The following is a 13,669-nucleotide window of genomic DNA, read 5'->3' on the forward strand; positions in this document are numbered from 1 at the left end:
TCACGTCCTTTCAGATTAGGTACATATGCTCAACTTGGGTTACACTTGCCACTCCGTTCTCGTGTAAACGATAGTTGAGCCTATATAGACAGGAAGTATACAAAAAAACCTCTACCATCAGGTAGAGGTTTGGTTATAAGCTGTATTCAACAAGTTCGTGTTTTATAAATAACAAGTCCCTATACATCATTTGCTGGATTGATCAGGTTATCGGTAGATTAAACGTACATCCATTAACACGTGTTCCGTTCAGGTGCACTGAATCAAATCCATTCATCCATGAGAATACTCATAGAATCTGTCTCAATTTGACCAGGTTATACCAAACAAAACGATGTCACTAGACACGTCTCTTTCCTTAATCCTGTAATCCTCTAGCGCGACGTACCGCGAATCAGTTGACCGGCCTATGTTACTCCGGATACCACCCGCTGGACTCTGCTATTACTCCACTAGCTCAGCTGCTCTCAGCTCAATCTCAACTCTACTCAACTGCTTCTCACTATACATGATTCCATTCGGTTTGACAACCACTGGGATTATGAACCGGAAGGTGTTGCGAGATCTGGACGCAATGCCTGCGCACCATTCAGGTAAACATGATTTATTTCATTCTGTGCTTTGGCTGTGTTCACATGCACCATAAAACGAATACATAGTGGCAATGCCCCTTGTACTGGAACTTCCAGTGCACACATTAGCGGCACTAGCTCCCAGCCTTCCAACTGGCGAATGGCCTTTGCTGGAAAAGCTGCGTCCAAATCTCCTGTCATCGTAATCCAGACACTACAGATATCTTCTGGCTTAATATCATTACGATCCACGATCTCTTGCAACAATACGGCCGTTTCCTGCAAAATATGTTCTTCGGTGTTATGCGTGACTGTTGTAGCCCCGCGAATTCCGCGTGTCACCATGTTGTTAATCTCCCTTCTTAAGCAATTCAATCACTTCGATGACAGCTGACACAGGCACGTCTTTTACAATTCGAGCTGCGCCAATTCGATCAGGAATAATGAAGACCATATGTCCTTCACGGAACTTTTTGTCATGCATCATCGCTTCCATTAATGCATCTGTACCCAGATGGCTCGGCAAAGTTACGGGAAGGCGTAAGGCACGAAGCATACGGATCGTATCATCATACAGTCCCGCTGGGGCACCCAGCTTCTCTCCAAGTAATGCTGATCCAGCCATACCAATTGAGATAGCTTCGCCATGCAGGAATTCGCCGTATCCAGCAATTGCTTCAATGGCATGACCAATCGTATGACCCAGGTTTAACAGCGCACGTTCTCCGTTTTCGCGTTCATCTCTAGATACAATCTCTGCCTTAATTCCGCATCCACGCTCAAGTCCATACCCAAGAGCTTCTGGATCAAGTGCAAGCAGCTGCTCTGCATGCTCTTCACACCAATGTGCAAACGCTTCGTCACGAATCAAGCCATGCTTCAACATCTCGGATAAACCAGCAGATACATCACGAGGTGGCAGCGATTGCAGTGTATCTACATCATAGAGCACGAGCTCCGGCTGATGGAATGCACCGATCATATTTTTGGCAAGCGGATGATTGACAGCAACCTTACCGCCTACACTGCTATCATGAGCCAGGATCGTTGTTGGTACTTGAACGAACTTGATTCCACGCATATATGTAGCTGCAACGAATCCAGCCAGATCTCCTACCACACCACCGCCCAGAGCAATAATGGCTGAGCTTCGATCTAGCTTGCCTTCAATTGCAGCTGTCATCATGTCTTGGTAAACGGATAGTGACTTCGATGTTTCACCAGCAGGAACAACGGCTGAGACAACTGTAAATCCAGCCGTGCTCAGCGTTTGTTCAAGCATGGACAAATATTTAGGAGCCACATTTGCATCCGTAATAATGAGTAGCGGGCTCTTCTTCGTTAGACCATACTGCTCAAAAAATTGAGGTGCTTGTGCCAATAAACCAGAACCAATCAGAATCGGGTATGATCTTTCCTCCAATTGAACTGTTAACTGGCGCATTTTAGTAGTTCTCCAATTGAGCTTGGTAGCTTGCAACGTTCGCGCGGATTTCCTCCATGGAGTCTCCACCAAACTTCTCTAGGAATGCTTTTGCGATCTCCCATGCAACCACATGCTCCATAACAACACTCGCTGCTGGAACTGCACATGCGTCAGAACGCTCAACCTGAGCTGAAAAAGCTTCCTTCGTATCGATATCCACGCTCTGAAGCGGCTTATAAAGAGTTGGAATTGGCTTCATTACGCCTCTTACAACGACAGGCATGCCGTTAGTCATACCACCTTCGAACCCACCCAAACGATTCGTAGCACGATGGTAGCCACGCTCATCCGTATGCATAATCTCATCATGCACTTGGGATCCACGAATCGTACCTGCTTCGAACCCGATTCCGATTTCTACCCCTTTAAAGGCATTAATGGACATTACACCTTGAGCAATTCGGGCATCCAATTTGCGGTCATACTGTACATGACTACCGAGACCAATAGGTACTCCTTCAACGATACATTCAACAATACCGCCGATCGAGTCGCCTTCTTGTTTGATTTGATCAATGTATGCTTCCATCTTCTTCTCCGTCTCTGCGTCCGTTACACGTACTGACGAAGCTTCTGTTACCTCGATCAATTCATCAATTGGCAGATCACGATACGGAGCCTCAATCTCTCCAATACGTAGGACACGTCCAGCAACTTTGATTCCGAATTCTGCTAGAAATTGTCGTGCAATTGCACCACATGCTACACGTACTGTAGTCTCACGTGCACTAGAACGCTCTAGTACGTTACGCAAGTCCTTCAGGTTATATTTGAGTCCACCGTTAAGATCAGCGTGTCCTGGACGTGGACGATGCACACGACGCTTCTCTTCGTCACTGCCTTCGATTGGCTCAATATTCATAATCTTCTGCCAGTGCTTCCAGTCATTATTTTCAACAACAAGTGCTACAGGTGCTCCTGTTGTATATCCATGGCGAATTCCACCAACGAACGTTGCCTGATCCTTTTCAATTTGCATCCGGCGTCCACGACCGTATCCTTTTTGACGACGGTGAAGCTGGAAGTTCAATTCTTCAAAATCAATATTCAGATTGCTCGGCAATCCTTCAATAATAGCGGTCAATTGGGGTCCGTGCGTTTCCCCTGCGGTCAAATAACGTAAACTCATAATACGTTCCCCCTTTAAACTGTTAAACTGCACATTGCTAAAATCCCATAATTTCTTTGCTCATTATAGTATAGCTGACCCGCTTTGACAAGAAAGCACACGTTTTCTTGCATCAAAACGAACTTTCGACTCCGTTCATTCTTCTGAATTATTGTACTGCTCTCGATTCATTTCTCCTTGCTTTGCAAAATAACCGCCTGAGCATACACATGAACATGTGTAACCCAGACGGCTATGAACAATATTTATTAATTGCGAAATGAACTTATTTCTTACGATAAAAGAATGTTTCCGCTGTCTCCAAGCCATACTGCCCAGGAGAGAAAATCTGCTCCGTACTACCCACGAATAAAACACCGCCTGGACGCAAACTTGCTGCAAACTTGTGATACAACAAGTTTTTGGCTTCCTCAGTGAAATAGATCATTACGTTCCGGCACACAATCAGGTCGTACCCATCATCGAAACGATCCAACAACAGATTTTGCTTCACAAACTTAACCGAACTTTTGAGCTTCTCATCAATTCGGTACACCAAGCCATCCTGCTTGAAGTATCGCTCAGCCGTTTCCTTAGGTACATCTTTGAGCGAACGCTCCATATAACGACCTTCTTTGGCTTTGGCAATTGCTCCTTCGTCCAAATCACTTGCTGTGATCGAGCTATCCTTGAGAATCCCCATCGTATCAAGAATCATAGCTAACGTATACGGTTCCTCACCTGTTGAACAAGCCGCACTCCATACCTTAGCTTTACGCTTGGAACCTACCAGTTCAGGTAAAATCTGATCCCGAAGCACTTCCCAACGATTCGGATTACGCCAGAATTCGGATACGTTAATCGTCATACGATCCAAAAATTCATAGAATAGGGACTTATCCTTCTGCATTGCATCAAAAAAAATAGAAAATGTATTAAATCCGTTTTTGTTGCGAAGTGTTGTCAGCCGTCTTTTCATCTGGCCTTCCTTGTATTGAGCAAGGTCAATGCCTGTGCTCTCTTTGATTTTACGAATGAATCCGGTATAATCCGGGTCTAGTTGTTGTTCCTGCTCCAGCATCGTATCACCCTTCTGGTTAATAAATTACAACCAGGCTGCGATGCTCTTGTCGTACGTTACCAATTCCTCAGAACTAAAGAAGTTTGCTGCTTCACGGGTAGCACTTTCCGGCGAATCTGCCCCATGAATTAGGTTATGCGGTGTGTGACTAGCAAAATCTCCACGAATAGTACCTGGAGCTGCTTCTTTCACATTGGTCTTGCCGATTACGATCCGCGCTAATGCCACGATATCGTCACCTTCCCAAACCATCGCAAATACAGGTCCAGATGTAATAAATCCAACTAATTCATCGAAGAACGGCTTGCCTTCATGTTCGGCATAATGTCGTTTAGCCTGATCCTCCGTCATCTGCACCAGCTTGCCCGCAACCATTTTAAACCCTTTGTCTTCCAGACGGCTAACAATACGCCCTATCAAACCACGCTGCACACCATCAGGCTTCACCATTAAAAATGTACGATCCATTGGCTCACTCCTCACTCACGGTTCAAAGTTATTTCAATATGTAGACGCAATCCCTTTGATTGTAACATACAAGTGCATTTCCTCCCAATGAGGATTGTCACTTCTACATTCGTTCATGAGTCATTCAAATGCCAATCCTGAATTGAATCGACACCTGATATTAATGAGTACGTTTAACGACAAAATGAGCAATATCACGTAAATTCTTGCTGGTCTTGATGTTAGGCAGCTGATCCAGAGCATCGAGCGCTTTCTTCATATATCGGTCAGCGAGTGCTTCTGCTTTAGCAATTCCTTGACTTTGGCGAATCATTCCAATTGCATCTGATGCGCTTGCACGTCCGTCCTCGTGCTGGACACGAGCAATTTCTTCTAGTAGTGGTTCACGTAACTGCTGTTCTTGTAATGCGTAGAGCACAGGTAGCGTAATGTTTCCCTGCTTCATATCACTGCCCGGAGGCTTACCCAGTTGCTTCTCTGTTCCGACTAGATCCAGCACATCATCTTGAATCTGGAACGCCATGCCCACATTATATCCGTAGGTATATAGCAGAGAAGAAACTTCCTTGGGTGCACGAGTCGCAAGAGCTCCCAATTGACAGCTCACTGCTATCAGCAACGCCGTTTTACGCCGAATACGAAGAAGATAATTACGTACACTTTGTCCAGTGTTAAAAAAGTCGCGAATCTGCTCCATCTCCCCGATGGACATCTGAACCATTGCCTTGGCCAGAATACGATGAATTGCCGGGTCGGATAAACCGGCTGTCATTTGGAGCGCTTTCCCATAAATATAATCCCCGGTGTACATAGCAATCCGATTATCCCACTTGGATTTCACTGTCGGCTTACCCCTACGGGTTGCCGCATTATCAATGACGTCATCATGTACAAGGGAAGCCGAATGTATCAATTCGAGCGGAACCGCAATGAGCTTCAGCCGCTCAATATCATATGTACCATATTTCCCACCAAGCAGCACAAATACTGGGCGCAAACGTTTCCCACCTGCTTTGAGCAAGTGGAGTGAGGTTTCACTCAGTAACTTTTGTTCCCCTTGAACACTGCGATATAACTCTTTTTCAATGTAATCCATATCTTTTTTTAGCAACCCGAAAATATCTAATAGTTTCATTCGTTCACCCGTATCAGCGTATTGTCAGTCCAAAAATCCATGCTTACCTTCCCCTCCAGCAATTCCGGCCTGCAGGCATAACGAAAGCCCGGGCTCGCCGTCCCTACTTGTGTTCTATATGTCGTGCCACATTTCTTCGAATGCCATGACCGACATCCGGGATTTAAACTCTTCGACGTATTCTGAAACAAAGATACAGAAGTTGCCGGAGTATGGGTCAAGGCTGTGTGCCATCTCGAGCAATCATCAGCACTCACCAATACCCCGGGTGCGGGGCAACAACAGAAGCATAATCTTCTTACTAGCCACAGGAACATAGCCAGCTTCCAGTTGTTAACCCCGTTCATCCGGTTCTCCCCATCGCTTGAAGAGCTGATGCGGTATGCGCAGATTATCCAGCACCTTACCCACCAAAAACATAATCAACTCTTCCATACTCTGAGGTTTGTAATAAAAAGCCGGCATCGCCGGAATCATGCGTACACCTAATCTAGATAGCTTCAACATGTTCTCCAAATGGATTGCATGCAGCGGCGTCTCTCGTGGAACGAGAATTAACGGTCTCGCTTCCTTCATCATCACATCAGCTGCGCGAGACATCAGATTATCAGATGATCCTTGCGCGATAGATGAGAGAGTTCCCATGGAGCAAGGCATAATAATCATACCATCGGCAAGATAAGATCCACTTGCAATGGAAGCTCCAATATCGCTAACGGGATGGTAGATGATTGAGCCAGAACGACCGCCGAATTTTTCCTCAAGCACAGCGTCACGGCTCGTAATATCCCAGTCCATTTCCTCTTTCAACACACGCCAGCCCGCATTAGAAATCACGAGATGCACTGTGTAGTTCAGATCAAGTAACGTTTCAATCAGCCTAATGCCATAAATGCTTCCACTGGCTCCAGTTATACCAACGACGAGGCGTTTATTGTCCGGCTGCTGCATCGTTACTTCACCGCCAGATCAATCAAAGTGAACGTAAACACCACAAGGCTGAGCACACTATTCATCGTAAAGAATGCCGTTTGAACTCGGCTCATGTCATTAGGTGATACGATGTAATGCTCATAGAATAGAATACCGTACGTAATCAACATACCGGCACCATACCACCAGCTCAGATCCGTCATTAACAAGAGTGCTAAGAAACCGATCGCCGTAATGATATGGAAGAACCTTGCGATCTTCAGCGACTTAATCAATCCAAAGCGAGAAGGAATGGAATGTAAGCCTTCTCCCTGATCAAACTCCAGATCTTGACATGCATAGATGATATCGAAGCCTGCTGTCCAGAATACAATCGTAACGTAGAGTACAATAGCTGTCCAATCCATCGAACCCGTAACCGCGACCCAGCCTCCAAGTGGAGCAAGACCAATCGTCATACCAAGCACGATATGACATAGCCATGTGAATCGTTTGGTATATGAATACAGTACTAGCATAAATACAGCAATAGGCAACAATTGCATGGATAATACATTAAGATTGGATGATGCCCAGAATAACAATACAAATGAGACGATAATGAAAATAATAACTTCGCCGTTCTTCAGCAATCCAGCCGGAATAGCTCGCATTGCCGTACGCGGATTCTTGCCGTCAATGGCCTGGTCAATAATACGATTGAGACCAAATGCTGCACTTCGCGCACCTACCATAGCTAGTAGTACCCAGAAGATTTGCATCCAGGATGGAAATGTGCCATTGACTAACATGGAACCGAGAATAGCTCCCATAAAAGCAAAAGGTAATGCAAAAAGCGTGTGTTCAATCTTGATCATTTCTAAAAAGATACGAATTTTCCTAAACATGCTGATTCTCCTTGGTTCCAATATGCAGTGCCGCGATGCCTCCGGTCAGAGGATAGGCCTGCACTTGCTGTAATCCGGTTTCTTCAAAAATGCTCGCCAGTTCCTTTCTTCCCGGAAATAGTGCCAGCGAGTCTGGTAGCCATTTGTACTGCTCATAACGCTTAGCAAATAGCTTGGCCATATTAGGCAACATATGTTCAAAATAAAAATAATAAATGCCTTTAAAAGGCTGCCATGTTGGCTTGGATAGCTCTAGACATACCACCTTGCCTCCTGGCTTCACAACTCGTTGCATCTCAGACAGAACCTGTCTCAGATCCGGTACATTTCGAAGACCAAAACCTATCGTCACGTAATCAAACGTATTATCGTCAAATGGAAGTGACATTGCATTCCCTTGCACAAGTGTAATCTGCTTATCACGATTCACTGCATTAATCTTCGTTTGACCTACCTCCAGCATGTTACTGCTGAAGTCGAGACCATGCATGTGACCCGTTTCACTTGCTTCCGCCATGGCAAGCGTCCAGTCGCAGGTTCCGCAGCACAGATCAAGCCCTGTGTCTCCTTGGGACATGTTCATCTTTTTCATGGTGAACTTACGCCAAGCTTTGTGCCTACGAAAACTTAAGATATCATTCATGACATCATACTTACCCGCAATACTCTGAAAAACCGAATGGACAAATTCTTCTTTCGGTTTGGTCTCTGTGCTACCCATTCGTCTCCCCCTCAATCTTCCCTAACTACCGCATGTGAAGGCTGCAAATAGGTGAGGTAAGGTTCCAAAATTGCCTGCACTTCATGCAAACTTTCACCCTCCACCTTATCTTGCAATAATTGCTGTATGCGGTGTGTGCTATTACGAAGCTTGTCCAGCAAGATTTCACCAATTCGATACTTCAGAACCAGTCCAGCCCACGCACGCATATCTGGCTCAGGTTGAAGAAGAACCTTCCGTTCCTCATCACTGCCCTGTTCATTGATACTCCAGAAGGCATAACTGTAAACAAAGCTTTTCTCATCATTTAGCTTCTGCAATTCTGCCACAATGTTCTCACAGGTGCTAAATTCAGCAAGCAGATGCTTCCAGATCGACTGATCCTTTTCTCTGATTATGTCTGTAAAAGAAAGAAACAGCTGCATTTTCAGCTGTACCGTTTCACGTAAGTATTCATCAGGCGAAACGACGAGCTTCTTCATACGTTCATATAATGACATCTTACCCACGTTAACCTCAGCGACTGCACCACTAAGTTTACCGATCATTTCAATCCGGTTGGCATGGGCAAGCAATTGATAGAATCGACTACTGAAATAATCGCCAGCGAGCACATTCAACTGACGAGATCGCATCTCCTGTTCTCTACGTGCTCCGGATAAAGTATCAATACGATCATGCGTATCCATGGCCAACTGAACGAGCGAGGTAGCTAAAGCATAAATTTCATCATGCTGCTTCTCATCTGTGCGGCTCACAAACACCTGCAACAGACGCGCTCGGCTATCCGGAAACGGTGGTATTTCCGTATGTTGTCGAATCATGTCGTAATCCGTATATTTTTTTGCTAGTTGGGGTACGCGATATGAATTCATTCTCCAGCCTCCGAGACTTTGCATTGTTAAACCTTTTTCTGCACTACAATCTTATATATTATAGCATATGTTTATCGGACACGCACTGAATCCTGCTATTCTATTACCCCTGGTTCAACATTTCGAACTGCTTCCTCCAGAGTTCCGTCTCCATAATATGAAACCAGGCTTTTAATTCGTCAGATAACGCTGGACTATTCCAATTTCGAAGGCTATCAATTGCTTCCATCGGCCATTCATTACGGCGAATATCTGCGGCAAGCAACAGATGTTGTTTATGCAGCCATTCATCCTCGGCCATAACACGAAGCAATACTTGTTCCACATTGTCCAAGCTCCGAAAACTCAGCTCGGCAATCGCAGCCATGTTGGCGTATATTTCACTATAACTTGTTCCCGTTCCAATTACCTTTAAGTCGAGTTTCAAAATGGATTGCTTCCATTCTACTCTTGCGATGGGAGTTGTTAAATGCATAGAATTTAGCACATCTACCAAATTTCCATCGGACAATTCGTCTGGTGCTTTTGTTGCTGTGACTGGCAGTACGTGATCCTCGCCCCATGTACGTATATGTAAATTCTGTATCGCCACAAGCAGAAAAACTGCCGCAACCGTTGCTAACACTGAAGTCGTAAGGATCATTCCGGGTTTCATAAACGCCTCCCTGCCCTCACCTGTTAGTGTAGTCTGTCCGGTAAAGGCTCATACCTCATTGTACAATGAAAAAAAGCAGGCTATGCCTGCAATTTTCATTATTCGGACTGAATTTCACCATGCTTGGTAATCAGTGTAGCTTTGCCCCGGATTTTGATGGCAGAAGTATGATTCGTGAATTGAGCAAACATCACTTCTCCCTTGTCGAGCTTCTCTGTATGGTGAAAACGCGTATCCTGGCCCCGAGTTAAGCCGATTACCTGTACACCGTTCTCCTCCGCTCGAATAACAATATAATCACTGCCGGTTGGATGGTCCATCACGTAACGTCCCCTCTCCTAGTTCAATAGCGTTAATGATGATTAAAATCGTTGCATTTGTCAACAGAGTCCTATCCATATGGAACGCAACAATTATTCAATGACGGGTCATACTACAAAATATCTAGTTACAGAAAGGAGAATTACTCTTGAAATACACTCCAGCAACACTAACAGAAGAACATGTGCACCAGATTCAAGAGGTTGAACAGCATCTCTCTGATGCCGCAGGCAAAGAACTGATTCTAATCGCTTATAGCCTGCAGCCGGAAGAAACGAATCCGTCAGACAGCCGTTCAGATCCACTTTAAAAGGGCAAAAGAAAAGGCCGTGAACAAGTCACGGTCTTTTTGTCGACATATGGAATATGTAGAAATCTTATTTAATTCCGTCTTTGAGCGCTTTACCTGGTTTGAATGCAGGAATTTTGCTCGCAGGAATTTCGATTTCTTCACCTGTTTGCGGGTTACGTCCTTTACGAGCAGAACGTTCGCGAACTTCGAAGTTCCCAAAACCAACCAATTGTACTTTGTCTCCGCTTTGAAGAGCCTCAGAGATTGCTTCGAACACGGCATCAACCGCTTTCGTTACATCCTTTTTGGACAGTTCAGTAGCTTCAGACACGTGTGTAATCAAGTCTGATTTATTCATTTGTTTTCACCTCCTGAATCAATGTCCTGAATGTTATACTGTGTTTCCGTTTTATCGCGAAATATACGTTCATACGCAAAAAATCTACGTACATCTTGAGCGTGATGAACACCATTCTCCGCTTGCGGTTAACAGTTCTTTCCGGCAGAATGCCGCCTGAAACCAAGCGCGCTCCATACGCGGAACAAATTTTATACTAATACAGACAGCACACAATTTCAAGTGCGGTTGCGGTTTAACACGTAAAATGTAACGGCTAAGGCTAGGACAAGAACGCCACCTTTTACAATATCGTGTGTAAAATACTGTACATTCATCATCGTCAAACCATTGACCAAGACACCAATTAAAACCGAACCTATAAATGTTCCAATCACGTTTGGTTTACCCGCACCGAACACAGAGAACCCTACAAATACAGCCGCTACGGATTCCATTAACAACGGAGAACCCGCATCAATCTGACCAGAACCAACCTTGGAAGCATAGATAATACCACCGATTGCAGCAAACACACCTGCTGCCACATAGGCTAGTGTTCTTACCTTTTTCACCTTGATTCCAGACAATCTTGCAGCCTCTTCATTCCCCCCCGTAATGTACATTTGGCGACCATACTTCGTATACGTTAAAAAGATGTGAACGCCGATTACCGCAATGAGCAAAAGGATAACTGAAATCGGCATGCCCAGCCATTTACCCTGTCCAATCTGCAAAAACGTTGGATCCATCTCCCCCGCAGCTTTGCTTCCATCCGGAAATTGCATGTGATTATAGATGGTATAGCCTTGTGCGTACGTTTTGTGAATCCCACCGATGATATACATCGTGGCTAGTGTAGCCAGTAGATCAGGGATACGCAGTTTCACAATAAGCAGCGCATTAAGAAGACCAATGACAGCGCCGATCACCAGCGGAACGATGATAACGACTGCTAACGGCTGTTGGTACCAGATCATCAAAGAGGCAGTAACCACCGTCGTTAGTGATACAGTTGCGCCTACAGAAAGGTCGAATCCATCCACAATTAGAGATAATGTGACACCAATCGCCACGAATGTCACGATCGAGATAGAACCTAGAATATCGGTTAAGTTGCTGTACGTAAAGAAATAAGGCAATTTAATGCCGAAAAATGCAATAACACCAATAATAACGATAATCGCTCCATAACGGAACGCAAAATCTAATGATTTGTCCTTCATGCTTGCACCTCTTGTCCACCGCTTGCATAGTATAGCAGCTGTTCTTGGTTAGTTTCGCCTCGTTTGAATTCCTTTACAATCTCGCCTTCACACATCACAGCAATCCGGTCTCCAATGCCAAGTCCTTCATCCAATTCACATGTGAAATAAATGACCGCTTTTCCTGCAAGAGCCAGTTGGTTAATGATCCGAAAAATATCACTTTTAGCTCCGATGTCTACCCCTTTTGTTGGCTCATCAAAAATAAATACATCGGCCTCCGCGTTTAGCCATTTACCAATGGCTACCTTCTGCTGGTTACCGCCACTTAAATACTTAACCTCCTGACGAACAGAAGAGGTTTTAATACCAAGTTGCTGAATCAATGATTCCGCGTTCTCTCGTTCCCTTTTACGACTTACAAAGCCAAGCCTGCTGAGCCTGCTAAGCAATGGTAAGCTTAAGTTGCGTTCAACATTCTCATGAATCAGGATACCCTGCTTACGACGTTCTTCAGGCACAGAGACGATTCCCACTGCCGCAGCATCAGCGGGTTCAGCCATTCGAAGCTTGTTATTGTTCAACCGAATCTCGCCTGCCTCCAGCCGGTCTGCTCCAATTAAGAGTCGTGAACATTCCGTCTTGCCCGCACCTACAAGCCCTACTACAGCAAGCACCTCACCTCGGCGTACGGAAAGATCAACACCTTTAACCTTAAGCCCACGACGGAGCCCACGCGCTTCGAGCAACAGATCACCAACTGGCGCCTCGATCTTAGGAAATTCTTCATCAAAGGACTTACCTAACATCTGAGTAACTAGATCGTTAATCGTCAGTCCATTCGTATCCCCCGTAAACACATGTTGACCATCTCTCATCACCGTTACTCGATCACAATGACTCGTGACTTCAACAAGGCGGTGAGTAATGAAAATACATGCGACTCCACGATCCTTCAGCAAATGAACGATACGAAAAAATGCATCGGTCTCTTCCTGACTAAGGGGGGCAGTCGGCTCGTCAAAAATAATAACCTTGGCTTCTTGAACCAAGATACGCGCGAGCAAAATCATCTGTTTCTCTGCAAGTGTAAGGTCGGCCACTTTCTTGTGCACAGAAATGTCTGCTCCCAACTGCTTCAACACCTCGCTAGCGCGCTGCTGCAATTTTCGCGGACTCTTCCACCACCCCCCAGCAGAAGAGGCAAGTTGATCTAACATAATATTCTCTGCTGCGGTTAATTGAGGCACTAGGGCTGCATCCACTTCTTGATACACACAGTGGATCCCCTGGCTTTTGGCATCACCTGGGGAGTTCAAGCGTAGGATCTGGCCGTTCAGGTTAATCGTGCCCTGATCCAGCGGATAAGCACCGGATAGAATCTTCATTAATGTACTCTTTCCGGCTCCATTAGCTCCAAGAAGTGCATGAATCTCTCCACCTTTTACAGAGAAATTCACATCTTTAAGTGCAGGAACGCCAGCAAACTGTTTATGGATATGTTCCATTGTCAGCAGAATAGATGCCGTTGTCATGATGTATACCTCCAATCACTTCCTATGGGTGTATTTGTTATTTTTTTGTTTATTCGTT

General features: G+C 45.1%; 16 protein-coding genes. 1 reads left to right on the top strand and 15 read right to left on the bottom strand.

Translation table 11 applies throughout. The features are described 5' to 3' along the window. Positions 1-539: 539 nt before the first annotated feature. The 12 genes from aroH to mtrB all read right to left on the bottom strand — a co-directional run bounded on the left by aroH (position 540) and on the right by mtrB (position 10,241). Positions 540-917: a chorismate mutase gene (aroH, locus tag MH215_RS01085; protein ID WP_239287130.1), complete on the bottom strand. Its 378-nt coding sequence runs from the start codon at positions 915-917 to the stop codon at positions 540-542. A 4-nt stretch (positions 918-921) separates the two neighbouring features. After that, entirely contained in the window at positions 922-2,016 is a 1,095-nt protein-coding gene (aroB, locus tag MH215_RS01090) for a 3-dehydroquinate synthase (RefSeq protein WP_239287132.1), read from the bottom strand. A 1-nt stretch (position 2,017) separates the two neighbouring features. Further along, a complete protein-coding gene (gene aroC, locus MH215_RS01095) occupies positions 2,018-3,187 on the bottom strand; it encodes a chorismate synthase (RefSeq protein WP_056696727.1) in 1,170 nt (389 codons plus the stop codon). A gap of 265 nt (positions 3,188-3,452) precedes the next feature. Next, positions 3,453-4,247 (bottom strand): CheR family methyltransferase, encoded by a 795-nt coding sequence (locus MH215_RS01100; RefSeq protein ID WP_056696724.1) that lies wholly within the window; start codon positions 4,245-4,247, stop codon positions 3,453-3,455. Positions 4,248-4,271: 24 nt separating this feature from the next. Further along, positions 4,272-4,715 carry a nucleoside-diphosphate kinase gene (gene ndk, locus MH215_RS01105; RefSeq protein WP_056696723.1) on the bottom strand — a complete coding sequence of 148 codons (444 nt, stop codon included), beginning with the start codon at positions 4,713-4,715 and terminating at the stop codon, positions 4,272-4,274. Positions 4,716-4,875: 160 nt separating this feature from the next. Further along, positions 4,876-5,850 carry a polyprenyl synthetase family protein gene (locus tag MH215_RS01110; RefSeq protein WP_239287134.1) on the bottom strand — a complete coding sequence of 325 codons (975 nt, stop codon included), beginning with the start codon at positions 5,848-5,850 and terminating at the stop codon, positions 4,876-4,878. 333 nt (positions 5,851-6,183) lie between these two features. Next, positions 6,184-6,801: a UbiX family flavin prenyltransferase gene (locus MH215_RS01115; protein ID WP_056696719.1), complete on the bottom strand. Its 618-nt coding sequence runs from the start codon at positions 6,799-6,801 to the stop codon at positions 6,184-6,186. A gap of 2 nt (positions 6,802-6,803) precedes the next feature. After that, positions 6,804-7,670 carry a UbiA-like polyprenyltransferase gene (locus MH215_RS01120; protein WP_056696717.1) on the bottom strand — a complete coding sequence of 289 codons (867 nt, stop codon included), beginning with the start codon at positions 7,668-7,670 and terminating at the stop codon, positions 6,804-6,806. Beyond that, positions 7,663-8,391, bottom strand: a complete 729-nt coding sequence (locus tag MH215_RS01125; RefSeq protein WP_056696715.1) for a demethylmenaquinone methyltransferase — start codon at positions 8,389-8,391, stop codon at positions 7,663-7,665. Before MH215_RS01125 ends, MH215_RS01120 begins: the two co-directional genes overlap by 8 nt. Before the next feature lie 11 nt (positions 8,392-8,402). Next, on the bottom strand, positions 8,403-9,266 hold the full coding sequence (locus MH215_RS01130; protein ID WP_239287136.1) for a heptaprenyl diphosphate synthase component 1: 864 nt from the start codon (positions 9,264-9,266) through the stop codon (positions 8,403-8,405). A 103-nt stretch (positions 9,267-9,369) separates the two neighbouring features. Continuing rightward, a complete protein-coding gene (locus MH215_RS01135) occupies positions 9,370-9,921 on the bottom strand; it encodes a hypothetical protein (RefSeq protein WP_239287138.1) in 552 nt (183 codons plus the stop codon). Positions 9,922-10,019: 98 nt separating this feature from the next. After that, on the bottom strand, positions 10,020-10,241 hold the full coding sequence (gene mtrB / locus MH215_RS01140; protein ID WP_056696710.1) for a trp RNA-binding attenuation protein MtrB: 222 nt from the start codon (positions 10,239-10,241) through the stop codon (positions 10,020-10,022). 149 nt (positions 10,242-10,390) lie between these two features. Between mtrB and MH215_RS01145 the strand changes: the two genes are divergently transcribed. Further along, positions 10,391-10,552 carry a hypothetical protein gene (locus tag MH215_RS01145; protein WP_239287140.1) on the top strand — a complete coding sequence of 54 codons (162 nt, stop codon included), beginning with the start codon at positions 10,391-10,393 and terminating at the stop codon, positions 10,550-10,552. Positions 10,553-10,619: 67 nt separating this feature from the next. On the opposite strand, the gene MH215_RS01150 is transcribed toward MH215_RS01145, so the two are convergent. The 3 genes from MH215_RS01150 to MH215_RS01160 all read right to left on the bottom strand — a co-directional run bounded on the left by MH215_RS01150 (position 10,620) and on the right by MH215_RS01160 (position 13,611). Further along, complete coding sequence (locus tag MH215_RS01150) at positions 10,620-10,892, bottom strand: HU family DNA-binding protein (protein WP_024630670.1); 273 nt, start codon at positions 10,890-10,892, stop codon at positions 10,620-10,622. Positions 10,893-11,110: 218 nt separating this feature from the next. Next, positions 11,111-12,097 (bottom strand): ABC transporter permease, encoded by a 987-nt coding sequence (locus MH215_RS01155; RefSeq protein ID WP_056696708.1) that lies wholly within the window; start codon positions 12,095-12,097, stop codon positions 11,111-11,113. Next, positions 12,094-13,611, bottom strand: coding sequence for a sugar ABC transporter ATP-binding protein (locus MH215_RS01160; RefSeq protein WP_239287142.1), 1,518 nt, complete (start codon positions 13,609-13,611; stop codon positions 12,094-12,096). The genes MH215_RS01155 and MH215_RS01160 overlap by 4 nt, the downstream gene beginning before the upstream one ends. Positions 13,612-13,669 lie beyond the last annotated feature (58 nt).

Origin of the sequence: Paenibacillus sp. ACRSA (assembly GCF_022346845.1) — a bacterium.
Lineage (GTDB): Bacteria > Bacillota > Bacilli > Paenibacillales > Paenibacillaceae > Paenibacillus.